Annotated in this window: 21 protein-coding genes; 8 read left to right on the forward strand and 13 right to left on the reverse strand. The window is 51.2% G+C overall.

Going from position 1 to position 25,431, the window contains the following annotated elements; all coding sequences use genetic code 11:
• Positions 1 to 148: 148 nt before the first annotated feature.
• Both HK11_RS04210 and rpmE read right to left on the reverse strand, forming a co-directional pair.
• Positions 149 to 631, reverse strand: coding sequence for an Hsp20 family protein (locus tag HK11_RS04210; protein WP_086554100.1), 483 nt, complete (start codon positions 629 to 631; stop codon positions 149 to 151).
• Between the two features lie 187 nt (positions 632 to 818).
• The gene (gene rpmE, locus HK11_RS04215) at positions 819 to 1,046 is read right to left on the reverse strand and encodes a 50S ribosomal protein L31 (RefSeq protein ID WP_086554101.1); all 228 of its coding nucleotides are present in this window, start codon (positions 1,044 to 1,046) and stop codon (positions 819 to 821) included.
• A gap of 281 nt (positions 1,047 to 1,327) precedes the next feature.
• On the opposite strand from rpmE, the gene mscL reads away from it, so the two are divergent.
• The gene (mscL, locus tag HK11_RS04220) at positions 1,328 to 1,789 is read left to right on the forward strand and encodes a large-conductance mechanosensitive channel protein MscL (protein ID WP_086554102.1); all 462 of its coding nucleotides are present in this window, start codon (positions 1,328 to 1,330) and stop codon (positions 1,787 to 1,789) included.
• An 82-nt stretch (positions 1,790 to 1,871) separates the two neighbouring features.
• Positions 1,872 to 2,213 (forward strand): hypothetical protein, encoded by a 342-nt coding sequence (locus tag HK11_RS04225; protein WP_086554103.1) that lies wholly within the window; start codon positions 1,872 to 1,874, stop codon positions 2,211 to 2,213.
• A 291-nt stretch (positions 2,214 to 2,504) separates the two neighbouring features.
• Here HK11_RS04225 and HK11_RS04235 read toward each other — a convergent pair whose 3' ends face one another.
• The 3 genes from HK11_RS04235 to secD form a co-directional block, all read right to left on the reverse strand.
• The gene (locus HK11_RS04235) at positions 2,505 to 4,067 is read right to left on the reverse strand and encodes a hypothetical protein (protein ID WP_233127784.1); all 1,563 of its coding nucleotides are present in this window, start codon (positions 4,065 to 4,067) and stop codon (positions 2,505 to 2,507) included.
• 347 nt (positions 4,068 to 4,414) lie between these two features.
• Positions 4,415 to 5,344, reverse strand: a complete 930-nt coding sequence (gene secF, locus HK11_RS04240) for a protein translocase subunit SecF (protein ID WP_086554105.1) — start codon at positions 5,342 to 5,344, stop codon at positions 4,415 to 4,417.
• A gap of 15 nt (positions 5,345 to 5,359) precedes the next feature.
• On the reverse strand, positions 5,360 to 6,925 hold the full coding sequence (secD, locus tag HK11_RS04245) for a protein translocase subunit SecD (protein WP_198943220.1): 1,566 nt from the start codon (positions 6,923 to 6,925) through the stop codon (positions 5,360 to 5,362).
• Positions 6,926 to 7,213: 288 nt separating this feature from the next.
• Here secD and HK11_RS04250 point away from each other — a divergent pair, with 288 nt between their 5' ends.
• From HK11_RS04250 to HK11_RS04260, 3 genes are all read left to right on the forward strand, one after another.
• Positions 7,214 to 8,194, forward strand: a complete 981-nt coding sequence (locus tag HK11_RS04250; protein WP_086554107.1) for a Gfo/Idh/MocA family protein — start codon at positions 7,214 to 7,216, stop codon at positions 8,192 to 8,194.
• 264 nt (positions 8,195 to 8,458) lie between these two features.
• On the forward strand, positions 8,459 to 10,330 hold the full coding sequence (locus HK11_RS04255; protein ID WP_369822917.1) for a ribonucleoside-diphosphate reductase subunit alpha: 1,872 nt from the start codon (positions 8,459 to 8,461) through the stop codon (positions 10,328 to 10,330).
• A gap of 38 nt (positions 10,331 to 10,368) precedes the next feature.
• Positions 10,369 to 11,382 carry a ribonucleotide-diphosphate reductase subunit beta gene (locus tag HK11_RS04260; protein WP_086554109.1) on the forward strand — a complete coding sequence of 338 codons (1,014 nt, stop codon included), beginning with the start codon at positions 10,369 to 10,371 and terminating at the stop codon, positions 11,380 to 11,382.
• A gap of 7 nt (positions 11,383 to 11,389) precedes the next feature.
• Here the strand turns inward: HK11_RS04260 and HK11_RS04265 are convergent, their stop codons facing one another.
• Entirely contained in the window at positions 11,390 to 12,175 is a 786-nt protein-coding gene (locus tag HK11_RS04265) for a tRNA1(Val) (adenine(37)-N6)-methyltransferase (RefSeq protein WP_233127783.1), read from the reverse strand.
• 249 nt (positions 12,176 to 12,424) lie between these two features.
• On the opposite strand from HK11_RS04265, the gene HK11_RS04270 reads away from it, so the two are divergent.
• On the forward strand, positions 12,425 to 13,372 hold the full coding sequence (locus tag HK11_RS04270) for a polyprenyl synthetase family protein (RefSeq protein WP_086554223.1): 948 nt from the start codon (positions 12,425 to 12,427) through the stop codon (positions 13,370 to 13,372).
• Between the two features lie 68 nt (positions 13,373 to 13,440).
• Here HK11_RS04270 and HK11_RS04275 read toward each other — a convergent pair whose 3' ends face one another.
• Both HK11_RS04275 and HK11_RS04280 read right to left on the reverse strand, forming a co-directional pair.
• On the reverse strand, positions 13,441 to 14,319 hold the full coding sequence (locus HK11_RS04275) for a glutamate racemase (RefSeq protein WP_086554111.1): 879 nt from the start codon (positions 14,317 to 14,319) through the stop codon (positions 13,441 to 13,443).
• Positions 14,320 to 14,329: 10 nt separating this feature from the next.
• Positions 14,330 to 15,082: an orotate phosphoribosyltransferase gene (locus HK11_RS04280; RefSeq protein ID WP_086554112.1), complete on the reverse strand. Its 753-nt coding sequence runs from the start codon at positions 15,080 to 15,082 to the stop codon at positions 14,330 to 14,332.
• 280 nt (positions 15,083 to 15,362) lie between these two features.
• On the opposite strand from HK11_RS04280, the gene HK11_RS04285 reads away from it, so the two are divergent.
• Positions 15,363 to 15,602, forward strand: coding sequence for a hypothetical protein (locus HK11_RS04285; RefSeq protein ID WP_086554113.1), 240 nt, complete (start codon positions 15,363 to 15,365; stop codon positions 15,600 to 15,602).
• Between the two features lie 435 nt (positions 15,603 to 16,037).
• Here HK11_RS04285 and gltA read toward each other — a convergent pair whose 3' ends face one another.
• The 4 genes from gltA to HK11_RS04305 form a co-directional block, all read right to left on the reverse strand.
• Positions 16,038 to 17,348 (reverse strand): citrate synthase, encoded by a 1,311-nt coding sequence (gene gltA, locus HK11_RS04290; RefSeq protein WP_086554224.1) that lies wholly within the window; start codon positions 17,346 to 17,348, stop codon positions 16,038 to 16,040.
• A gap of 153 nt (positions 17,349 to 17,501) precedes the next feature.
• Complete coding sequence (locus HK11_RS04295; protein WP_086554114.1) at positions 17,502 to 18,023, reverse strand: histidine phosphatase family protein; 522 nt, start codon at positions 18,021 to 18,023, stop codon at positions 17,502 to 17,504.
• A complete protein-coding gene (locus tag HK11_RS04300; RefSeq protein WP_086554115.1) occupies positions 18,020 to 18,337 on the reverse strand; it encodes a chorismate mutase in 318 nt (105 codons plus the stop codon). The genes HK11_RS04295 and HK11_RS04300 overlap by 4 nt, the downstream gene beginning before the upstream one ends.
• A 52-nt stretch (positions 18,338 to 18,389) precedes the next feature.
• A complete protein-coding gene (locus HK11_RS04305) occupies positions 18,390 to 19,133 on the reverse strand; it encodes a metallophosphoesterase (protein ID WP_086554116.1) in 744 nt (247 codons plus the stop codon).
• Positions 19,134 to 19,336: 203 nt separating this feature from the next.
• Here HK11_RS04305 and HK11_RS04310 point away from each other — a divergent pair, with 203 nt between their 5' ends.
• Positions 19,337 to 20,851, forward strand: coding sequence for a succinate CoA transferase (locus HK11_RS04310; protein WP_086554117.1), 1,515 nt, complete (start codon positions 19,337 to 19,339; stop codon positions 20,849 to 20,851).
• Positions 20,852 to 20,902: 51 nt separating this feature from the next.
• On the opposite strand, the gene HK11_RS04315 is transcribed toward HK11_RS04310, so the two are convergent.
• Positions 20,903 to 25,426, reverse strand: coding sequence for an AAA family ATPase (locus HK11_RS04315; protein ID WP_086554118.1), 4,524 nt, complete (start codon positions 25,424 to 25,426; stop codon positions 20,903 to 20,905).
• Positions 25,427 to 25,431 lie beyond the last annotated feature (5 nt).

A 25,431-nucleotide genomic window follows, 5' to 3' on the forward strand; every position in this document is an offset into this window, starting at 1 on the left:
GTTCCGAAGAGGGTGCGTGCGTGCCAGCGTACTATGCAGGCGTTGATATGGGGGAGGGGAGTGCGTGAGGTCAAGACGCAAATGCATCAATATAAAAAAAGGAGGGGTAAAAACCCCTCCTTTTTTCTAATCTTTAAGGCTGATGCAGCTATGCTGCTACAGTTGCGAGCTGTGTTGCCGCGGCTTCAACCGGCAGGGATTCGGAGGTTGCTGCTCCTGTACTAATGGCAATGCGACGCGGCTTGAGTGCCTCAGGCACGACCTGCCGCACAGAAACAGAGAGAAGGCCATTGTCCATTCTGGCTTCTATAACCTCAGCATGGTCAGCCAGGGCAAAGCGCCGCTCGAATGCCCGGCGTGCAATGCCCCGGTGTAAAACTTCACCTGTTTTTGGCTGCTCGCCAACACGGCCGGAGACAATCAGCGTGTTATCCTGCACAACGAGCTCAATATCGTCAGGGGAAAACCCGGCGACTGCCATTGTCAGGCTGTAACTGTCGTTTCCTGTTTTAGAAATATCATAGGGAGGATAGCTTGCGGTCGATGTATTGCGCGCTGCTGTATCCATCACCTGTGCCAGCCTGTCAAAACCAATAGCTGAACGAAACAGGGGGGCAAAATCGTAAGACATAAAAAAACCTCCTCATCTGGCAAGGTCAGACCGTCACTATGCTCCCGTGTGGCAAGCATAATCGGGTCATTGCGTTGTTTTATGGCAAAACCCCGTTTGGGCGTTTGTGCCATATACCAGACATGGAAAACCCCGCTCCCTCTTTCAAGGGGCGGGGCTGAAGCAAGTTCTGCCAGAAGGCAAAATTTTATTTCTTGCGAGAACCGATACCGGCAAAGCGTTTGTTGAACTTTGCAACCTGGCCCCCGGTGTCCATCATACGCTGAACGCCGGTCCAGGCGGGGTGAGATTTTGTGTCAACATCGAGGCGCAGTGTGCTGCCTTCTGAGCCATAGCATGAGCGTGTTTTGTACTCGCTGCCATCGGTCATGACGACGTTAATTTCGTGATAGTCAGGGTGAATGCCGGTTTTCATGTTAAAAATCTTTCTGTTCAGGCAAGGTTGTCCCGATGCCGACCGGGATATGCGTGCGTGTGCATATAGCCGTACGTTGCAAAGTGATCAACTGTTCTTATTCAAACTTATCATCAGACAGGTATATTTTATGTAAAACCAGGTCACAGATGAAGCGATAAAGAAAATTTAATCTTAAAAACAGATGTTAATTTAATCTTTTCTTTTCTAGTCTAAGCTGGCCATGCCGTAATTTATTCTTTAACTACGGCAGGTCTCTCATGTGATAACAGGGGTTTTTTATGGCTGAGTCCAAGTTGAAAGTGCATACGCCGGGCTGGGTTTCTGAGTTTCGTGCTTTTATTATGCGTGGAAGTGTTGTCGACCTGGCTGTTGGTGTCATTGTCGGTGCTGCTTTTACCGGTGTTGTAAACAGTCTGGTAAAAGATGTATTTAACCCCGTTATCGGTTTAATTATTGGTGGTATCGACTTTTCAAACGTTTTTATCACCCTTAAGGGCCCGCACGTTACCTCTCTGGCTGAAGCGCAGAAGGTTGGGGCTGTTACCATTAACCTTGGTATGTTCCTGAATGCGATTATTCAGTTTCTGATTACCGCTATGGTCATTTTCTGGGTGATTAAGGCTTTAACTAAAATGCATGTCCGTGAGGATGCAAAACCAGCAGCACCGCCGGCTCCGACCAAAACTGAGATTTTGCTTGAGCAAATTCGCGACGAACTGGCATCTAAACGCGCTGAGTGATAGGTGTTAAGCTTGTCGTGGATCAAAAAAGCCTGTGACAATGTTGTCGTAGCAGGCTTTTTTACCATATTGAGCAAGCTTAATGACTAATTTTAAAAAATATATTTCTACTTATTTTACAAAGCGCATCACAGTGGTGGTGCTTTTATCTGTGACCCTGCTGGGTGGCTGTCAGACACATCCCCGGGGGCTTGACCTGACGCCCACGCCACGCACGCTGGTATACTCTTATATTATTGCCAATGGGATGGCACGCGGACGTATTATGAGAGGCGCGGTCAGCCATGAGCAGCTTATAGCCCTGGCCAAAATTGATCGTCAGGCGTTGCTGAGTATTCTCATCGCGCAGAGATATCCTTCTCACAGGAATTTCCATCTGGCGGAAGATGCTGTCATTGCTTACCTGGCGGCTATTGAGAGTTAAATACCCTCAGCATATTCAGGTTAGTGGCCCGTTATTATAGTCAAATCAATGATATTTTCATCTGGCCTGAAACGGGTTCTGATAGAAAGAGCCTTGTGGTTTTTATGGTCGCATAGCCTCTTTGAGGCTGTATTTTTATTTGCCCGGGCCATTTCGTCGGTCGTCTCTTCGGGAGCAGCCGCACAATAATACACGGTTGTTTCCTGGTTGTTGTTATCTGATAAAAAAAGCTCTGCCGGCATAAAGCCGGCAGAGCCTGATCGTATTGAAACGCGAAAGAAATGATGTGTTTTACTGGAATGGCATATAGCGCAAAGAAACAAAGGCCATATTGTCGTCTGTATGCGGGCGGCCACCAATGCCAGAGAAACCGGCAACATCTGTGTGAGAGAACTGAGCGCCCAGAGCAAGTGTACCATAGGCTCCCTGGCTGTAACGCCACCAGAAACCAAGGGTGCCCTGAGCGACCCTTTTGATATTTGCATTACATGTCAGCGGGCTGTCCTCTATGTTACAGCCAGCCACATTAAACAGTGAGTTACCATAACCGTAAGCTTTACCGTTCACACTATATGAGCTGCGGCTCAGGATTTGCTCCATACCGCCATAAGCATAAACGTCGATGGTTTTGGTGGGGTGACCAATCAGGCCAACCAGAGCCTGGGCTTCTGGCAGAGGGGCTGGTGAGCCGTTCATGCGGGTTGTGGCATCTGGCAGGTTAGATGTACCATAGCGCCCGATACCGTAGCCGGCGAGGCCTGAAGCTTCGAAGTCAAATTTGTGCTTGATAATCGGGATAATCATACCACCGCCACCGCCACCGGCGACTGCAGTATTGCTTTTGCCGCCACCGACATGGCTAACGCGATCATGCAGGAAGCGCAGAAGACCATAAGCCTCAAAGTGACCAAAGCTTGGGTCAGCTGTTCCCTTCAGGATAACGTCGGGAGCAACATCGGTAGAGTAGGTTGTGGTTGAGTTGTAAACCTGACCACCGGCGTTGTTGTAAGTGATCTTCTTGCCTTCTGGCGTGTAGACCGTGCCTCCCCAGATAGATTGTGGGTTTTCGATCGAAAGACCAACATGATATTCGTGGTTGTGGAAGCCCTTAACAATGCGCACACCGGTATTTCGGGTCCAGGTAAAGCCAGGAATATACTGTGCGTCGATAACCAGCGGTACTTCTTCGCTACGTACAGCCATGCCTTTTTTAAACATGGTTGCCATAGACCATGACTGACCGCCCATAACATAGAAGTCGTTGCCGCGGTCTTCATAAACGCCATACATCAGGCGTGAGCGCAGAACGTAACTGTTGCTCTGTCGTGAGTTGGATGAAGAGCCTGCACCCTGGAAGTCAAGCTCGGTATAGCCTGAGACGCTTTTTGTGTCAGAGATATTGGCGCCCACAAGTGCGGAGAAACGGCTCTGACGTTCAGACTGATGATACTCATTAATATGAGCATTCGGGCTTTGTTTCCAGGGGATGGTAGCAAAGTTTGAACTGATATCGGATGTTTCGTTTCTTGAGCGGAACATGCCGGCCATTTCAACAAAGCCACCCAGGGTAATAGAGATACGCCCTACGTTAAACTGTCCTTTATGCAGAAAGTTTTTCTCAGAAGATGCTGCTGACTGAGGGACAGGCATACCGGTGATGCTGGCATAGCTGGTTGGAGAATTTTTTCTGTCAGATGGCCCGATTGTCAGGAAAGGACGTTTTGACAGTTCTGCGTTGTCGCTAAATCTGATTGGTCCGTCTATTTTTTCCTGGCCGACACGATGCATGTGTTCAGCGGTGATTTTTTTAAGCCTGAAAATCTCCTGGTCACGTTTGGCCTGGTGAACCTTCATTTGCTGAAGTTGGTTCTGCATATTTCTGATTTGCTGCTCCATCATTTCTATCTGAGATGGTGCTGCATAAGCACTGTGTGCTTCGAGGGTCAGACAGGATATAACCGAGGCAGAGATAAAAAGTTTATGTTTTAACAGCCGCGCGCCCAGCAATGTTGCTACTCCAGATCAGGGAAACTTCCTGCTCTGTTAGGCTATTTGTATCGCGTTGAATGAGAAGGTTTTATGACAATTATTCCGTAGTGGAAACGGAGTGACAGCGCTGTTAATTTATGAAAAATATTTACATAAAAATGGCCACGGCACAGGGTTTTTTGTCTTGTACCGTGACCTGAGAGCAACGTTTTTTATGATGGCGTGCTGGCACCACGTCTCAGGCGCTTTTCTCCCATAAACAGGAGAAGAGGGGCTGCAATGAAAATAGAAGAAGATGTGCCAACAACAATGCCAAAAAGCATGGTCCAGGCGAAGCCGGAAAGCGTGGCTCCGCCAAACAGGGCCAGAGGCAGTGTGGCCAGAAAAACAGTTGAGGATGTGCCCAGCGTACGGTTGAGCGTTTCATTAATAGAAAGGTCAAGCAGTTCTCTCAGGGGCATTGTGCGGTATTTGCGCAGGTTTTCACGTACGCGGTCATACACCACAACTTTGTCGTTCGTTGAATACCCCAGAATGGTCAGAATAGCTGCCACCATAACCAGGTCAAATTCAAATCCGGTAACGACCAGGAAACCAACTGTTTTTGTCAGGTCGAGCACAAGGGTAATAACCGCACTCAGCGCAAACTCCCACTCAAAGCGAACCCAGATATAAATCAGAATCATCCCAAGGCTGAGTACCAGAGCCAGAATGCCGTTGCGGAACAGCTCCGCAGAAACAGATGCCCCTACAGCATCAGCTCTGATAACCGTTGCGCCGGGCTGGGCTTCATTGATGGCATGGCGAACAGTGTCAACAACAGCTTCAGTTTTCTGACCTGCTGCTGTGTCGAGCCTGATCAGAACATCTTTGTCACTGCCAAAGGTCTGAATAGAGGCATGCTCAACACCAGAGCTGGCCAGCGCATGGCGCAGCCTGGCAAAGTCAGCATTGTCCGGGGTTTTTGCTTCAACAACAATGCCACCACGAAAGTCGAGCCCCAGGGTCAGACCCGGGTAAAAGAACAGCCCGAGTGATGCCAGTGACAACACGGCAGAGGTAATGAGGCCGGCGAAGCGCCCGCGCATAAAGTTGATATGAGTGTCTTTGCGAACAAAGCGCAGAAGAGGACGTCCGAACATATGATGCGCCTCGTCTCAGACCGGCAGGCTTGCCGGGCGCGTCAGAGCGTACCAGCGAACCATAAGCAGTCGGGAAAGGAAGAGAGTGGTAAACAGGGTGGTGACAATACCGATGGTAATTGTCAGGGCAAAACCTTTGACCGGGCCTGTGCCGAACACAAACAGCATGACGTGTGCCAGCAGGGCTGTCGCATTACTGTCTACGATAGTTGATGTAGCCCGTTCAAACCCGACCTGCATCGCGTTGAGAGGGCTGCGGCCCCGCGCCACCTCTTCACGTATACGTTCATTGATCAGGATATTGGCATCAACCGCCATGCCCAGGGTCAGAAGCATACCGGCCATTCCTGGCAGGGTCAGTGTGGCTTCAAACAGCGAGAGAATAGCCATCATCAGCACCAGGTTGGCCAGCAGAGCAATGTTGGCATACCAGCCAAAACGGCCATAAAACAGTGCCATAAACACAATAACCAGGACAAAGCCTGTTGCCAGGCTAAACATACCGGCACGGATAGAGGCAGCACCCAGTGACGGGCCAATGGTACGCTGTTCAACAACGGTCAGTGGGGCGGGCAGAGCGCCGGCATTAAGCATCAGAGCCAGGTTTGTAGCGCTGTCTTTATTAAAGCCACCGGTAATCTGACCATTTCCGCCAGTTATCGGGCCTCTGATAACAGCGGCTTCAACGACCTTATTGTCGAGCACAATTGCAAAGCGTTCGCCAACGTGAGCGCGTGTGATGTCTGAGAAAGCATGAGCCCCGGTTGAGTCGAGTGAGAAAGCAACCGCCCAGCCACCGCTGTCAGAATCAATTGTTGCTGCCGCATTTGTCAGGCTCGTACCGTCGACATCCACGTGGTCGTAGACCGGCAGAGTCGTGCTATCGTTTGAGTCATACATCGGCAGCAGAGTAACGCCAGGAGGCGGAGCCGAGGCGTGCATCGGGTTGGCATCAACCAGCCTGAAGGTCATTTTGGCTGTTGTGCCAAGCAGGTTTTTAATCCGTTCAGGATCACTGATGCCAGGCAGCTCTACTACAATACGGTCATCACCCTGGCGCGTAATTTCAGGGTCAATCGCGCCCGTTCCGTCGATACGGCGGCGGACAATTTCAATCGACTGGGCAATGGCTGAGCGCGCGCGCGCTTCCATAGCTTCAGGCGAGAGTGTCAGGGCAATGGTGCCGTTCGGCCCGGCTGTTACAGTAAATTCGTGTGGGGCGGCCTGAGGCATTTTACGCAGAACAGCCAGGTCAGCCTCAGTTTCTGAGGGCACACGTGGCGTAAACGTAACTGCGCTTTTGTCCGTGTCGACGGTGATATTGCGGTAGCCAAGCTGGGCCTGAAGCAATGTTGAACGCATGTTGTCGGCCAGTGCCTGTAACCGGTCGTGCGTCAGGCTTTTCAGATCGATCTGCATAAGCAGATAGGAGCCACCGCGAAGGTCCAGTCCGAGATGGACCTGGCGCCAGGGGATGGAGGGGACGGGCTTGCGCAGGCCATTGGGGAGGCAAAGCAGCAGACCTGCCAGGCACACACCTAAAACCAGGGCCATCTTAAGTCGGCTGTAGTACATTCTCACCTGAAATTGTCAGTTTGGGTTGGCGAAACATGCCGCTCTCTGCCAGATGATGCAACACTCGTCAGCCATAAACCCATCGTTTATGATATATTTTATGGTGAACTGTGTCTCGTCTGCCTGTTTTGTGCAGGCAGGGGAAATCTCAGGCTGGTGTGCAAAATGCCGTGCTGTGGTTTTATAAGGTGGTAAAATTAAGCCATAGTAGAATGGCAGATCAGGACAGGGCGCGTGGCAGGTGTTGCAAAGCCGCGATACAGGAGAGCACGCCCGTTGAGGCGGAGAAGAAAAGTGCAGAAAAAATTGCGGACAGGCGTTATCGGAGCCGGACATTTCGGGCGTTATCATGCACTTAAGGTCGGAAGTGTGGCCCGTGAGGTGCTGGCTGGTGTGTATGACCCGGATTCGCAGCGTGCTGCCCTGGTGGCTTCAGAGGCGCAATGCCCTGTGTTTGATACAGCAGAGGCCTTATTTGCTTTGTGCGATGCCGTGGTGATTGCTGCACCGGCAGAATTTCATTTCGACCTGGCTGTTAAAGCTCTGCGAGCAGGCAAACATGTGCTGGTTGAAAAGCCGGTTGCGGCTACTCTTGAACAGGCTGACCAGCTTGTGGCTCTCTCTGATGAGACGGGTCGGGTCTGTCAGGTCGGGCATTTGCTGCGTTATTCCGCTGAGCATGCCGCGATTACGCAGCGTATTACGCGCCCTCTTTACATAGAGGCGACACGTATCGCGCCCTTCAAACCACGCGGCACAGATGTATCCGTTATTCTTGACCTGATGATTCATGATCTGGATCTGGTGATGGCGATTGTCGATAGCCCTATCGCGCAGGTTGATGCCCTTGGGGCAGCGGTGAGCTCAGATCATGAGGATATCGCTAATGCGCGGGTGCGCTTTGAAAACGGCTGCGTCGCAACGATTACAGCCAGCAGAATTTCTCTCAAAACTGAGCGCAGAATGCGCCTGTTCTCGCAGGAGGGCTATCTGTCAGCTGATTTTGGTAAGCGCGAACTGGTGATGATAGGGCGCGAGCGTGGCCTGCCTTTACCTGGCACAGGGGGCTTCAGACGAGAATCGATGACCTGGAAGGAAAGTGATTCGCTGCACGCTGAGCATGAGGCTTTTGTTGCGGCCTGCCTGGATGGGGCTCCGGTCGTGGTTGACGCACGTGCGGGCCGGCGCGCGCTTGAGGCTGCGCTGCTGGTTGCGGAGGGAATTGAGACGACGCGGCGTCGCATGGAATTGTCTGGCCTGATTCAGGAGGGCTAAGAAGAGAGGTGACTTTTTTTTAATTTTCAGGAATCCGCTGAAAACCGCAGCAAAAGTGAGATGCAAGTTTTTTTCGTGGGCAATGTGTAAAAAAAACACTAGATATAGGGGGCTTCATCAAGCAAAAGCACGAAATGTGGTGTTGCTCTTGAAGCCCTGATATACACCCGTAGTGATTAACTATTAAAGCGGAGCCAGCGATCCATGAGTCTCGTCGACGTTCAGGAAGCAAAAACCTATTGTTCTGAGCCACGCGAGCCCGGGATGTGTGATATGTTCTCTCCCTCACAGCTCGATGACATGGTTCAGCTCCCGGGCTATCACCAGGTCCGTGTTGACCGTTCGCGTGATGCCCTTCTGACGCCGTTTGGCAAAGCAACGCTTGATAACCGTTACCTTCTGCCAGATGAGAGCTACCAGGATCTGTTCGGTCGTGTAGCCTCGTATTATGGCGCTGACGCTGCACATGCACAGCGTATTTATGATTATATGAGCCAGCACTGGTTTATGCCAGCAACACCTGTTCTCTCCAATGGTGGCACTTCGCGCGGTCTGCCTATTTCATGCTTCCTGAACGAAGCCAGCGACAGCCTGGAAGGTATTGTCGGTCTGTGGAATGAGAATGTCTGGCTGGCCAGCCGTGGTGGTGGCATCGGGTCGTACTGGGGTAACCTGCGCTCTATTGGTGAAAATGTCGGGCGTAACGGCAAAACCTCAGGCGTTATTCCTTTTATCCGGGTGATGGACAGCCTGACACTGGCGATCAGCCAGGGTTCGCTGCGTCGTGGTTCAGCTGCGGTTTATCTGCCTGTCTGGCATCCTGAAATTGAAGAATTTGTTGAAATTCGCAGACCCACAGGTGGCGACCCGAACCGTAAGGCACTGAACCTGCACCATGGTATTCTGGTCTCAGATGCCTTTATGCGTGCTGTTGAGACTGACAGTGAGTGGGGCCTGATTTCACCTAAAGATGGTACGGTTGTGCGTACCGTTTCGGCTCGTGGCCTGTGGATCCGTATTCTGACAGCTCGTATGGAGCAGGGTGAGCCTTATGTGGTTTATTCTGACCATGTGAATAATGCCCGTCCTGAACACCATAAGCTGGCGGGCCTTGAGGTTAAAACCTCGAACCTGTGCTCAGAAATCACGCTGCCAACCGGTATCGACCATCATGGCAAGCAGCGTACGGCTGTCTGCTGCCTGTCATCGCTCAATCTGGAAACCTGGGCACAGTGGCATGATAACCCGCAGTTCATTGAAGATGTTATGCTCTTCCTTGATAACGTGTTGCAGGACTTTATAGATCGCGCTCCGCCTGAAATGTCCACAGCAGCTTATGCTGCAATGCGTGAGCGGTCTGTTGGTCTGGGTGTTATGGGCTTCCATTCCTTCCTTCAGGAAAAGAAAGTCCCGTTCGAAAGCGTAGTTGCAAAATCCTGGAACCGTAAGATATTTAAACATATCCGTACCCAGGCGGATGCGGCATCCCGCAAACTGGCTGATCTGCGTGGCCCATGCCCGGACGCAGAAGAATATGGTGTGCACGAGCGCTTTTCTAACAAAATGGCAATTGCGCCAACGGCATCTATTTCAATCATTGCCGGTAATGCGAGCCCTGGTATTGAGCCGATTGCGGCTAACGTGTTCCTGCAAAAAACGCTTTCTGGTTCATTTACAGTCCGCAACCGCCATTTGCAGAAACTACTCGCCTCTAAAGGTAAGGATACAGATGAGGTCTGGTCACATATTACTCTGAATAAGGGCAGTGTGCAGGGTCTCGACTTCCTGAGTGATGACGAGAAAGACGTTTATAAAACAGCGTTTGAGCTTGATCAGCGCTGGATTGTTGAGCACGCAGCAGATCGCCAGCCGTTTGTCTGTCAGGCGCAGTCTGTCAATCTGTTCCTGCCGGCTGATGTGCATAAGCGTGACCTGCATCAGATTCATCATCTGGCATGGAAAAAAGGTTTAAAATCATTGTATTACTGCCGTTCGCTTTCTATTCAGCGTGCAGATACAGTGAGTGATGTACTGACAAAAGACAGTGTGCTGGCTGCTGATGCCGCTCAGCGTGATGCAGCAAGACCGGCTCCTGCTAATCCGACCGATTATGATGAGTGCCTTTCTTGTCAGTAATTGTTTGATTTTTAAGTTTTTATTTTTCAGGACGTATCATGAGCGAAGAAAAAACCGGGAATAATGGTGAAGAGCATTTTGACCTGCTCACCTCCAATCCAGTTTACAAACCCTTTCGGTACCCCTGGGCGTATGATGCCTGGCTGACACAGCAGCGTCTGCACTGGCTGCCTGAAGAGGTGCCTCTGGCTGACGACGTTAAAGACTGGCATCGTGTACTGAATGATACGGAACGCCACCTGGTAACGCAGATTTTCCGTTTCTTCACGCAGTCAGACGTTGAAGTGAACAACTGCTATATGAAGCATTACAGCCGGGTGTTTAAGCCGACTGAAGTGCTGATGATGCTCTCAGCATTTTCGAATATTGAGACCATTCATATAGCGGCTTACAGCCATCTGCTTGATACGCTGGGTATGCCTGAGTCAGAATATTCTGCATTTCTTAAGTATAAAGAAATGAAAGATAAATATGACTATATGCAGGCTTTTTCGGTCGATAGTAAGCACGAAATTGCCAAAACTCTGGCAGCCTTTGGCGCCTTCACCGAGGGACTTCAGCTTTTTGCTTCTTTTGCAATTTTGCTTAATTTCCCACGCTTTAACAAGCTGAAGGGCATGGGGCAGATCGTTTCATGGTCGGTGCGTGATGAAACACTGCATTGTCTTTCAACGATCAGACTGTTCAAAACCTTTGTGCACGAAAATCCGGAAATCTGGACAGATAAGCTCCGTGATGAGCTGTATGATATCTGCCGTGCAATTGTTGAACATGAAGAAGCGTTTATTGATCTTGCTTTCGAAATGGGTTCGGTTGAGGGGCTCGATGCGCAGCAGGTGAAGAGTTACATTCACTTTATTGCTGACCGTCGTCTGATTCAGCTGGGTCTTGAGCCAATTTATAAAACGCAGAACAACCCGCTGCCATGGCTTGATGATATGCTCAATGCTGTTGAGCATGCGAACTTCTTCGAAAACCGGGCAACGGAATATAGTCGTGCCTCGACCACCGGAACGTGGGAAGAGGCTTTCGAAGCCTCTGTTTTTGAATAAAATATCTTTAGCTGTTGCCCGGGTTCGCCCGGGTGGCAGCCTGCACCTGTTGCAGTGAGAGGCGCAGAGCCTCTCCCTCTTTGAGAATGCGACTGCTTTCAGGTGTAAAGCCGCCTTCGGGTGTGTGCAGGGTTAGCCCTGGCAAAATGCGTGATGGTCCTTTCACGCCATATCTTCCCTGAATGAGCATGAGGCGTGCTTCACGTCCGGTTTTTGGCCAGAGCGGAAAAAGTGTAACATCACCAAAGCGGTGTTCTGTCAGTGCTGTACAGGCGCGACTCATAAGAGAGGCCGGCAGAATGAGTGTCAGGCTGCCTTTATGTCTGAGCAGGCGCGTGCAGCCTTTGATCCAGCTTTCAAGCGTATCAGTCAGGGCACGACGGGCGAGGTCACGCTGAGCATGAGGTGAGGGTGTACCTTCGGTCGGATGCCATGGCGGATTCGCAAAACAATGGTCAAATCGACAGAAAGGTAGTGTCCCGGGCAAATCATAAGGGAAAGTGGCTTGTAATAATGTCACATTCTCGCGCTTATTGGCGGCAAGATTGTGGCGGGCCAGTTCAATCGAGGGGGCGTCTGCTTCAATACCCCATAAATCCAGCTCAGGCAGGCGCTGAGACAGGCAGAGCAGGCCTGCACCTGCGCCGCAGCCTATTTCAGCGACCCGCTGCTTTGCGCGTGCGGGCACAGCCGCCGCAATAAGGACTGGTTCAAGCCCTGTTCGGTTGCCGGAAAGAAACTGGTCATAAACTATTTTTCCGGCCATAAGGGTGCCAGACGAAAGAGAGGACATAAAAGACATACCCGGCTCTGATCAGAATTATCAGTTTATTGTAAAACGGTTGAAGCTTGACGCTGTTCTGGTGCCCCGCATATGAGAGTGCGTCAACTTATTCCATTGGCTGGGGGAAGTAGCGTTTGAATAGTATCATTAGTCTGTCGAAATTCGGCACGGCCACAAAGCCAGGATGGATTGAGTATTTCAGTGAGTAAGCCAGGAGAAGCGGGCTTAAAAGCCCTGGCTGATTATCTTGCCGCAGATATGCGGGCATGTAATCAGGTGATTATTGATCGTATGCAGAGTTCTGTGGCGTTGATTCCTCAGCTCGCAGCACATCTGGTCGCGGCAGGCGGTAAGCGCTTACGGCCTTTGCTGACACTGGCTTCGGCACGTCTCTGCGGGTATGACGCAGGGGATCAGAATTTACGGCATGTTGAAATTGCAGCATGTGTAGAGTTTATTCATACTGCGACTTTGCTGCATGATGATGTGGTTGATGAAAGTCAGCTCAGGCGCGGTCTTGCCAGCGCCAATGCTATTTTTGGCAATAAGGCCTCAGTTCTGGTTGGTGACTTCCTGTTTGCGCGTGCCTTTCAGATTCTGACAGCTGATGGCTCTCTCGGTGTCATGGCTATTCTGTCTGCTGCGTCTGCTACGCTGGCAGAGGGGGAGGTTATGCAGATGACCACCCAGAATGATCTGTCTACCTCGGTCGATCAGTACCTTCAGGTCATTTATGGTAAAACAGCGGCTCTGTTTGCCGCAGCCTGTGAGGTTGGCGCCGTTATTGGTGAGGTTCCGGCCGAAAAACGTGAGGCCTTGCGTCTGTATGGTGCAAACCTGGGTATGGCGTTCCAGCTGGTTGATGATGCTCTTGATTATGCAGCAGACCAGGCTCTGCTGGGTAAAGAAGTTGGTGATGATTTCAGAGAAGGTAAGGTCACGCTGCCTGTGCTTGCGGCCTATGAAGCCGGCAGTGAAGAGGATCGGGTTTTCTGGCGCCGTGTGATTGAAGAGACTGAGCAGCAGCCTGAAGACCTTGATAGAGCTTTGCGTTTAATTAAAGAGACTGATGCAATAGCAACAACGCTCAGAAAGGCAGAAGACTATGCCCAGAAGGCGCGGGCTTCTCTGAGTGTTTTTGAAGAAAGCGCTCTTAAAACGCTTCTGACGGAAACAGCAAGTTACTCAGCCAGCCGCGAAAGCTGACAGACTTTTACGTTCATTTTTTTGCAGGACTAACAGGCACTGACCGGAGATATTTCGGTCAGTGTTTTTTATTTTGCAGATTCTTTTATATCTGCCTGCAACATATGCGGTGCGTCATCTACCCAGTCTCTGATGTCAGAATAGCCATAATGCGTAAGGCGGGGCAGAAGTTTATCTGCCTGTAGTGGCGGGGCTGTAAACCACGCAGCAGGAGCCTGATCGGGTACAGGCCTGTCAGTGGGGGGAGGGGCAGCACGAAGCAGGGTTAAGGCCTGTCGTGCAACCGCCATGGCAGGGTCAAGCCAGGTAATGTGAGGTGGTGAAACGGCTTTTAGCTGGTCGAGTATGAATGTATAATGTGTGCAGCCAATGCCAATAGTATCAAGTCGGTCACTGTCTTTATGTGTAAATAAGCCAGCAATTTCCTGTCTCACAGAGTCTGCAGAGACATCATCACCACGGAATGTTTTCTCTGCCAGAGTAGCGAGACCCGGCGCGGCATGCGCAATGAGAGTACATTCAGGAGCATAAAGTGCGTGCAGCCGCCCCAGGTAAGGGCGTCGTGTCGTTGCACGGGTGGCAACAAGGCCGATAACACCGGTCTGTGTTGTGCGGGCAGCCCATCTGATGGGGGGCACGCAGCCGACAAACTGCATATCCGGTCGCGCTGCGCGCAGTGCATCAAGAGCGAGAGTGCTGGCGGTATTGCAGGCAATAACCACAAGATGCGGGTTCAGCCTGTCGATCGCCTGCGAGATAAGCGTAACAATACGCTGCGTTAAAAATAAATCATCCTGTTCGCCATAAGGGAAAACAGCTGTATCTGCCAGATAGTCAATGGCCAGAGTCGGGCTGAGTTCTCTTATGGCCTGCACGATACCAAGGCCACCTATTCCTGAATCGAAAGTCAGAATACGGGGTAACCCTGAACGTGCAGTAAGGCTCATAGTATCTGTTTTATCCCTGACGGGCTTTATAAGCAGCTGCTTCTTCAAGAGTCGCAACCCCACCATGTCGGGCTGACCACGCACATGGGTCTTCAAGGAAGCGACGTACTTCTGAGGCAGCACTTTCTGAGAAGTAAGGGTGTGTTGAGCAGGCTTCAAGCACATCCCACCAGGTGCACAGAGAATGCAGGGTAACATTCATATCAGCAAGGGTGCGGTGCACACCAGGGAAAACGCCATAGTAGAAAACAACAAAAGCATGGTTAACGACAGCACCCGCTTCACGCAGGGCATTCGCAAACTTTACTTTTGAACCGCCATCAGTCGTCAGGTCTTCCACCAGCAGGGTGCGCATGTTTTCAGGCACATCACCTTCGATCTGAGCATTGCGACCAAAACCTTTAGGCTTTTTACGCACATATGCCATTGGCAGCAGCATGCGATCAGCCATCCATGCAGCAAAGGGAATACCAGCAGTTTCGCCGCCTACAACGGCATCCAGGCTTTCATAGCCTACATGACGGCCAATTTTTTCAACACCCAGCTCCATAATCTTTGTACGGGCGCGAGGGAAGAAAATGATGCGACGGCAGTCGATATAGACGGGTGACTTCCAGCCAGACGTCAGGGTGTAAGGGTCTTCAGGGCGAAAATTGACGGCTTTGATTTCTAAAAGCAGACGTGCTGTTGTCAAAGCGGCATCGTGATCCCAGCTGCTGGCCTGGCCAGAATAGGACGAAGCCAGATTTTCTGGTGATGTCATGAGCACTTCCTCACACGATAAAAGGAGTTAAACTGATGCTGGCATAGCCGCTGACAGCGCGAAAATCCATTCTTCATTGCATTTCTGGTCTTATTTTTCAGCCAGAAAATAATTTGATTTTCACTCTGTTCTTTTATGCAGTAAACATAACGGGTAATTAAGATAAAACTGATGTGTAAAACAGACGTGAAGGTTTGTAATATTTTTGCTCTTGCATCTGGCCATAATCTGGCCTTTAATCAGCGAAAGTTAAGAATGTTTATCAACTAGGAGAAATGTCGTGGCTACCGGAGCGAGTCGGATTACCCGCAAGTGCGAACGGGCCGTCATTACGGCATATCAGGAGCTGCGTGAGGTTGGTACACAGGATCTTACTGCTTTCAACGCATGCACCACTCTGTATCGTATTCACCACCCTGAAGCATCGCTGAACGAAGCGCGGCGCCTTGTTTCAGAGTGGATTGATCATCATATTGTACGTAAGGCTGACGGGGTGACCAACGGCTGCGACTGTCCCTGATAGCGTATCAACAGTTTTAAAAAATAATTTTATATCAGGTGCAGGGCTGGCTCTGCGCCTTTTTTGTTATGTCTCATTATCTGATGGAATGTGCGCCACTTAGGCTCAGGACCTGTTAATTTATTGCCGTGAGAGAGTTGTTGTGATTCAACGGGCTTACCGATGGAGGTGAGCCTGTGAGTGATGTATTTTTGTTGTCTAAACGTCAGATGGAGCGGGTTGAGCCGTTTTTTCCTCTGGCGCACGGCGCGTGCCATGCGTGGCGACAAGATACGATCGCTGGGCTCATACTTTCATGTCCGCAATTCATATCGTCGCAACCGTCAGCTTCTATCTTGAAGAATGAGGCCTGAGCCTGAGTATTTACTGGCGTGATATCTGTAAGGACGGGGCAGATATAAAAAAGGCCGGAAAAATTTCCGGCCTTCAGTATTTTCAGCGTTCGCTGAATGGAACAAATGCTCTGGGGGCTGCCCCGGTATAAAGCTGGCGAGGGCGACTGATACGCTGTCCTGGTTCTTCAACCATTTCCAGCCACTGGCTGACCCAGCCTGTTGTTCTGGCAAGAGCGAAGAGCACAGTGAACATGCTTGTTGGAATACCCATAGCTTTAAGAATAATGCCTGAGTAGAAATCAACGTTAGGGTAGAGTTTACGCTGAACGAAATACTCGTCAGTGACCGCAATTTTTTCAAGTTCAATGGCCAGGTCGAGCAGCGGGTCGTTTTTAATACCCAGTTCGTCAAGCACTTCGTAGCAGGTTTTCTGCATAATCTTAGCGCGCGGGTCGAAGTTTTTATAAACACGATGCCCAAAGCCCATAAGCTTAACGCCGCTGGTTTTGTCTTTAACCTGTTTGATAAAGGCCGGAATATTCTCTTTAGTGCCGATTTTTTCGAGCATTTTCAGCACAGCTTCGTTTGCACCACCATGTGCGGGTCCCCACAAAGCAGCAATACCAGCAGAGATGCAGGCAAATGGGTTTGCACCGGTTGAACCAGCCATTCGTACGGTTGAGGTCGAAGCATTCTGTTCATGATCAGCATGAAGGATAAGAATGCGGTTCATTGCTCGTGCAAGCACCGGATTGATTTTGTAAGGCTCTGATACACGTGTGAACATCATAGAAAGGAAGTTCTCAGCGTAATTCAGGTCATTACGAGGGTAAATCAGGGCCTCACCCAGGCTGTATTTATAAGTCCATGCGGCGATGGTCGGAATTTTTGCAATTAAACGCATTGCAGCCAGCTGGCGGTTGGCTTTGATTGCGATGTCACCGGCATCAGGGTAGAATGCTGCCAGAGCTCCCACAGTGCCACACAGCATTGCCATTGGATGAGCGTCACGACGGAACCCGTTGAAAAAATTGCGAATCTGTTCGTGCAGAAGGGTGTGATTAGTCAGTGTGTGTGTGAATTTTTTATATTCATTCTGGTCAGGCAGCTCGCCGTTCAGAAGAAGGTAAATGACCTCTTCAAAAGTTGCGTTCTCGGCCAGCTCAGCAATTGAATAGCCGCGATGAAGGAGAATGCCCTTATCGCCATCAATAAAGGTTATTTTGCTGTTGCAGGATGCGGTTTCCCCATATCCCGGATCAAATGTAAATGCGCCAAGCTGCGCAGGTAACGTGCGGATGTCGATAACATCCTGGCCCAGGGTGCCTGACAGGACAGGAAATTCGGCTGTTTTACCGTCGAGCGAGAGGGTAGCGGTTCTCTGCTTACCTTCGTTTTGCGATGCGCTCATAATCGTTCCTTTGATGCTTTTAATATCGTGCTGTGATCCACGATCAGATTTGCGGATCATCTTTCCCTGATCTTGCAGGAAACGAAAAGGAGCTTCACGGTAAAGCGGTCGTTATCGCAGAATGCGTTCCCGGAAAACTGCGGTTTTTCGGTGTCAGGGTCGCGAGAATGTGTCCAGAGAAAGGCTTAGTGCATCACAGTCTGACCAGCCCAGGGAGACCGGAGAGCTATCGCATTTCCACAAAGAGAATATGGCAAGTGCGCCAGGTGTGAAGTCGCATTCTGTTCGGCTGTCGCGGGAGGCAAGAATGCGGGCCAGCTCAGAAATGCCAGGGTTGTGGCCAACCAGCAGAATAGTTTGTGCATAATCCGGTGTGGCCTGAATGTTCTGAAGCAAAGACTGCCATGAGGCATTATAAAGCTGTGCTGAGAAGATAACCGGTTTATGAGGTTGTGGCACCACGACTGAGAGTGTCTGGCGCGTGCGTTGTGCGGGGCTGCAAAGAATATAATCCGGCACAGGCATCCGTTCCTGCAACCAGAGGTGACAGCGTCGTGCCGTTTCTTCCCCCCTCTGTGTCAGAGGGCGGGCAAGGTCAGCAGCTTCGCTAAAGTCACCAAAGGGTGCCGGAGCTGCTTCAGTATGTCTGAGCAGTATCAGGCGTCGTGCGGTCACGCTGATGTTTTATCAGTTTCTGAACGGGCAATAGCCTCATGGTGACGAATAACTTCATTGATAATGAAAGTCAGGAATTTTTCTGCAAAATCCGGGTCCAGACGCGCTTCTTCAGCCAGCCTGCGCAGACGGGCAATCTGGCGTGTTTCACGCGCAGGGTCAGCCGGCGGCATATGGTGGCGGGCTTTAAGGGCGCCTACGGCCTGTGTGCAGCGAAAACGCTCAGCCAGCATAGAGACAAGCGCAGCATCAATATTATCGATGCTGTGACGAAGGGTGAGGAGGGCTTCAACGGGGGTGGGCTGATCTGACACGCTAAACTCATTTTTTGAAAAGGGGCAGGGAGGCAGTATATCGTGATTGTTGTCAGGAAGGAATGTTTTCGAGCTCCAGTGCTTCTGCCGGCAGGTCAATCCATGCCAGATGGCCGCCTTTGCCGGCACCGGTGTCTGTAAAAACGGCCTGCCCGCCAGCCCGGCCAGGCAGTGTCAGCGGGCAGCCGTTAGTTGAGCGCTGGTCGTGACCGCAATAAACAGTATAGCCGGTTGGAATGTAGTTAACCCAGTTCAGGCATCGTTCGGGGTATCCGTCTTTCTGCACACGGTTGGTGGTTTCACCAAATAATGCCCGTGAGAGCAGAAAGGTGACACGCCCGAGCGCAGGCGGAGGTGGTTCAAGCAGCATGCGCAGGTCGAACGCACCATGGACAAAGGCTTTTTGCCCCAGAACGGCCCATGCCGGTGCGTCTTCCAGATAGGGCAGGATACGGTCGAGGACATCTTCGTTTTCGGGGCGGTTCAGCTGAGCGAGAGTTTTTTCTAAAGGTGGATCAGAACGTAGCTTACGCCCCATAAGCGCACGGCCCAGCTTACGGTCATGGTTGCCGATCAGAAAAAAACCTTTTCCTTTATCAATAATGTCCATCATGACGCGCAGCACACCGGCACTTCCCGGGCCGTAGTCAATGAGGTCTCCGAGCTGAATAATATAGCGATCAGTTGAAACTGCGTGACGGAAAGCTTCAAAATCCCCGTGTACATCACCGATAATGCGGAGTCCTTTTTTAAGTGCAGGGTTCACTTTTCCGTCAATATAAAAACCTCGGGGCATTAACATTTATCCGCTTTATCAGTCTTACAGTGGGCTCTGGCTACGGCTGCATAAAAAGAGAGAACACATTTTGTACATAATTGCCTGATGCACAAGCATGTGAAAAGTCAGAGAGGGCGTTTTCTGCCTAAACTAGCTTAAATTACGGCGTTGTAAGATGTCGTGCTGAAAAACATAAAAGTAGAAAAACAGGAAGTTCTCTCATGAAAGAGCGCATTCGTAACGTATCACTGCGCAGTAAAGTTTGTTCGGCTGAAGATGCCGCAGCCCTGATCCGTCATGGTCATGTTGTTGGCACAAGTGGTTTTACCGGCGCAGGGTACCCTAAGAGTGTTCCGGGCGCTCTGGCTAAACGTATGGCGGAAGCTCAGGCAAAAGGCGACGAATATCGTATCAGCCTGATTACAGGTGCATCAACAGGCCCGCAGCTTGATGGTGAGCTGGCAAAAGTAAACGGTGTGTCTTTCCGTTCACCGTTTAATACAGATGCGGGAATGCGTAACCGTATTAATGCAAATGAAACAGACTATTTTGATAACCATCTTGGTCAGGTAGCAGCCCGGGCTGAGCAGGGAAATTACGGTAAGTTTGATATTGCAGTGGTTGAGGCAACGGCCATCACCGAAGACGGTGGCATTGTGCCAACCTCGTCAGTTGGTAACTCTCAGACCTTTCTCGATCTTGCTGATAAAGTCATCATCGAAGTGAATGAATGGCAGAATGCAGAGCTTGAGGGCATTCATGATATCTGGGATGGCAATGTCAGTGGTGCGCCAGGGCGTGATATTATTCCGCTGCGCCGGGCAGATGACCGGATCGGTGGTTTGTCACTGCGGCTCGACCCCTCTAAAGTTGCTGCTATTGTCAGAACAAATGATTCTGACCGTAATGCTCCTTTTGCAGCCCCGGATGCCGCAGCTAAGGCGATTGCAGGGCATTTGCTTGAATTTTTTCAGCATGAGGTAAAAACCGGGCGTTTGCCTCCTTCACTCCTGCCATTGCAGTCAGGCGTTGGTAACGTTGCCAATGCGGTGCTTGACGGCCTGAACGAAGGCCCGTTTGAAAACCTGATCGGCTACAGCGAAGTGATCCAGGACGGCATGCTGTCTATGCTGGATTCCGGCCGTATGCGTATTGCCTCAGCGACATCGTTCTCGCTGAGCCCGGAAGCTGCGACTGAAATTAATAACCGGATGGATTTCTTTAAAAAGAAACTCATTTTGCGTCAGCAGGATATCAGCAACAATGTTGGTGTTATCCGCCGTCTTGGCTGTATTGCTATGAACGGTATGATTGAAGCTGATATTTACGGTAACGTGAACTCAACGCGCGTTATGGGTTCAAAAATGATGAACGGTATCGGCGGCTCAGGCGATTTTGCCCGTAATGCTTACCTGTCCATCTTCCTGTCACCTTCTACGGCTAAAGGCGGTTCAATTTCTGCTATCGTGCCTATGGCAGCGCATGTTGATCATATCATGCAGGATACGCAGATTTTTGTAACAGAGCAGGGCCTTGCTGACCTGCGTGGCATGTCACCTGTTAATCGTGCACGCACAATTATTTCGAAATGTGCTCACCCTGATTATAAGCCAATGCTTCAGGATTATTTCGATCGCTCTCTCAAAGAATCTTTCGGCAAGCACACACCACACTTGCTGAAAGAAGCTCTGTCATGGCATCAGCGCTTTATTGATAACGGCACAATGAAACTCTGACTGAAGGATGTAAAGGCAGGGCGGTTTATGCCGCCTTTGCTTTTATAACAGCTATGCTGACTGTTGCTGTATAAGCTGGGTCAGGTCAACTGAGAGCACCCGGCTGACCCCTCGCTCCTGCATGGTGACACCAAAAAGATGGTCCATATGGGCCATCGTCAGCTGGTGATGTGTAACGACGAGAAAGCGTGTTTGCGCTTCAGTTACCATATCTCCCATTAACCGGCTGAAGCGTTCAACATTCGCATCATCAAGCGGGGCATCGACCTCATCGAGCACGCAAAGCGGTGCGGGGTTACAGCGAAAAACTGCAAAAACCAGTGAGAGCGCGGTTAACGCCTGTTCTCCGCCTGAAAGCAGAGACAGAGTTGAGAGCTTTTTGCCCGGAGGCTGCGCATAAATCTCCAGCCCTGATTCAAGCGGGTCATCACTGCCAACAAAGCCAAGATGCGCTTTTCCTCCTTCGAACATGCGGGAGAATAAAGCCTGAAAATGCTGATCAATCTGCGCAAAGGTAGCCAGAAGGCGCTCTCGGCCGGTTTTATTGAGCGAGCCTATTGAACCTCTGAGGCTTGCTATTGCTGACCTCAGGTCTGAAATTTCGGTCGTGAGTGTTTCAAGCTGTGTTGATATTTCCTCAGTTTCCAGCTCTGCACGTAAATTGACCGGCCCCATATCCTCACGCTCACGGGTCAGTCGTGCTATTTTACGGCGCAATGCCGTTTCAGCTGCTTCGGTGAGGTCTTCTCTGGCCAGCGTAGTAGTGGAGGGAGGGCGCTCAGCAGGCAGTGCGGCAATAGCAGCCTGTGCCTGCTCGTTCTTCGCCTCAGCTTTAAGTAAGGCTTCACGATGTTCTGCAAGAGCAGCCTCAGACTGACGGCGGAGGGTAGCAGCCTCAGCAAGCCCCTTCTCAGCACGCTCACAATACCCCTGCGCCTGTGTGAATAATGCCTCTGCCCTGTCGCGTTCAGCGATGAGTTTTTGTTCCTGTCTTTCCGTCTCAGCCGGAAGCTCGGCAGCGTCCTGATATTCCTGCTGTGCCAGTTTGAGTCGTTCGGCGCACTGTTCCAGCTCGGTTTGTGTTGTGTCTGCCCGTGTTCGCCAGTCTTCTATCGAGACAGCAAGTGTGCTCTGACGGCTGGTGAGGGTAGTCTGCTCAACCTGCAAAGCAGTACGGGTTTCGCGTAATTGTTCGGTTTCAGTAAGAAGGTGTGCTTTGAGCTGCTGCAGCGCGGTCACATTATCTGCAGCAGAGGAGGGAATAGCAGTAACCGCTTCATTCAGTGCTTTTTGTGCAGCTTCAAGCTGATATGTACTTTTTTCAGTTTCTGCCTGTAGAGGAGTGTGCTGTGCCCGCAGGGTTTCAAGTTTTGAACGGAGGGCTATGGCCCTTTGTTCAAGTTGCTGGCCGGCCGCTACGGCATTTTCATAAGCCGTTTCAGCATTGGTTGCCGCGTGTCGTGCAGCCTGAAATGCAGCCTCGGTTTCAGTGCATTGTTGTTGTGCCGTGCTAAAAGCCTCTTCAAAGAACGAGAGGTTACTGGTGGATGCGCTCTGATCTTCCAGCTCTTTCACACGCGCTGTTTCTGCAGCCACTGCCTGCTTTAACCGCTCAGTTTCAGGCTGCATGCTTTCAAGGCGTGCCAGAGCTGCTGAGTGCTGGTTTTCTTTGAGGGTGAGTGCTGCTGTCGTAGTACGTCGCTTTTCTTCCGCAGTCTGAAGGGCACGCCGTGCTGCCTGTTCTGCTTCCTGCGCGGTCTGATTACGCTGCTGTGCGTCTTGCAGGGCCTGCTGTGCTGCTTCAGGCGACGGCAGGGCTTGTTCAGCATTTTTCTTGTCAGATAGCAGTGCCTCTGCGGCTTCACGTGTCTGCACAGCAGCATTCAGCTGTGTAGTGAGCAGTTCAAGCTGTGTCTGTGCACTGATATAGGCCCGCTCGGTCGTTGCTTCCTGTGTTCGGGCCAGTTGCAGGGCCTGTTCTGTTGCTGCACGACGGGTCTGGAAAGCTGCAACCTGCTGCTCATGCGCATGCAGAGCTTCGAGGGCGGTTGTAAGTGTGTGTTCGGCAGTTTCAAGCTCTTGTTTTATTTCACCGATACGCTGTTCGGTTTCTTTAAGAACGCGCTGACGGATAAGGTGACGGGCAGCCTGATTCTGCTTGTCTGCCCTTGTATAGAACCCGTCCCATCGCCAGAGGTCGCCCTGCAGAGATACCAGGCATTGTCCGGGTAGTAATTGTCCCTGAAGAGCATCGCCGGTTTGTGTATCAGCGACGAGCCCAATAAAGCTGAGCAGTGTTTCAATAACATCCGGTGCTTTGATATAATCTGCCAGAGCGGTCACATTTGCGGGCAAAGCCGGCGCTGACCTGTGTGTTTTATGTGCACGCCAGCCCTGAGGCGTATCACCGGCAAGAGGGGCATCAAGGCCTTTTGCCAGAGCAGCAGCCAGAGCCTGCTCATAAGCTTCCGGGATGGTCATCAGTTCAGAGACAGGCTCATGCGTGGCGGCATAATCCTGATCAGCAGGCTGCGTCAGACCTTCCGCCTGCGCCTGCAGACGTGAAAGCTCAGCCCGTAAGGCGTCACGCTGTGCTGTGGCGCTACGTTGTGTCGCGCTGAGCGTGGAGTGTGCGGCCTCGCGTTCTTTTAATGTCTCTGAAAGGGTTGTCAGTTCTGTTTCAAGAGTACTGCGTTTTTGCCTGATATCATTGAGCACTTCATCTGCAATGACGGTGCGCCGGGTTTGTTCTGATTTATGGCGTAAGGCAGTTTCTTCCTGCCTTGCCTGAAGCAGGGTAGCTTCGGCGGTAAGGCAAGCATCCTGTGCTGTTTTGTGCTGTAGTGTGTTTGTCTGCGCGATACGGCTGGCTTCGGTGAGAGCATCTGTAGTCTGCTGCCTGCTTTGCTGACAGGTTTCGGCTGTGTTTTGTGCCGTCTGATGCGCATGTGTGGCTGAGGCTGCTTCAGTGCGGAGGGCCTCAAGCACATCCTGAGAGAGCAGGCTTTTTTGTGTGCTGGTATAATTATGTTCAAGCCTGGTATAATTCTGAACAAGTGTGTTCAGGCCTGCGCGCGCGCGCGCCAGAGCTGCCAGCGTTTCCTGCTGTGTTTTACGGGCATTTTCTGCATTGTTTTGTGCAATAGACAAAGCGAGCTGAGCGTCAGAACGTGAAGATTCAGCCTGCCTGAGGGTGTGTCTTGCATTGTCACGCTCTGTTGCGCAGTGCGTTATACGGCTTTTGGCTTCTGTCAGTGCCTCTTCAGAGGGGAGGTCATTTTTTACAGACAGGGTCTCAGCCTGAACTCTGCTGAACGCTTCAGTATTGCGGTTATGCTGTACCTGGCTTTGTTCAAGCTGCTCCTGAGCACGGTCACGGTTCAGACCAGCTTTGTAGAGCGTATCATTAAGAGCTGAGAGAGTCTGCTCAGTTTCACTCAGACGGTGCGTTTGTGTGTGGTAAGCATTCTCGGTCTCAGTGATCCGACCCGGCAGAGTGCTCAGAGAGATTTCAGCCGCTTTTTGTTCTGCAATCAGCTGTGTAAGCGTTGTTGCGGCATCTTCAGCTCTGACACGGGCTGCATCTGCATCAGCCTGTTGCTGATGCAGGCGTCCGGCAGAGGCCTGTGCCTGCGCTGTGGCCTTCTCTTTCTCGCGGGTTATGCTTTCAGCCATAACGCGGCAGCGTTCAAGGGCTGTGCGGGTCGTATCGACCTCAGCACGCAATGCTGGCAGGCGCTGGGTAAGTTCATATTCTGTCAGAACAGCGGTTTCAGTTACTTCCTGCTGTCGGGTCAGGGCAAAGCGTGCTTTGCTGACAGCCGTTCTGGCATTTTCTGCTATATTATGCGCGCGCGCATAGGTGACAGTGAGAAGATCGGTTTCAGCTTTGCGTAAATGAGCTGAAATTTCCCGGTAGCGCGTTGCTTCCTCACACTGGCCTGACAGATTTTCAAGGCGGGATGATAATTGCTGACAGAGATCTTCTGCGCGCAGGAGATTATTCTCTGTGGCTCTGAGTTTTAGTTCTGCTTCATGACGGCGGGCATGCAGGCCGGTAATGCCGGCTGCTTCTTCAAGCAATACACGGCGTTCTTCAGGTTTGGCGCTGACAAGGCGGGCAACACGCCCCTGGCTGACCATTGCTGATGAGCGTGCACCTGAAGCAATATCGGCAAACAGAATTTGTACGTCACGTGCACGGGCAGTTTTGCCGTTAATGCGATATTCGCTGCCCGCACCACGCTCGGCTCTGCGGGTAATCTGCACCTCAGTCTGTCCTGTCAGTAAAGGCAGGCCGGGGCTTTCGACACCTTCGAGTGTGACAGTGACTTCAGCAAACGAGCGGGCAGGGCGACTGGTGGTGCCGGCAAAAATCAGATCATCAAGCTCACCCCCACGGAGTGAGCGTGCTGAGGATTCTCCCATGACCCATCGCAACGCTTCGACCACGTTCGACTTGCCGCAGCCATTCGGCCCGACAATGCCTGTGAGGCCGGGCAGAATATCTACGCTGACCGGGTCAGCAAAGCTTTTAAAGCCTGCAATATGCAGGCGTGTGAAGCGCGCAGCCACAGAGA

Source organism: Acetobacter sp. DmW_043 (assembly GCF_002153485.1).
Lineage (GTDB): Bacteria > Pseudomonadota > Alphaproteobacteria > Acetobacterales > Acetobacteraceae > Acetobacter > Acetobacter thailandicus.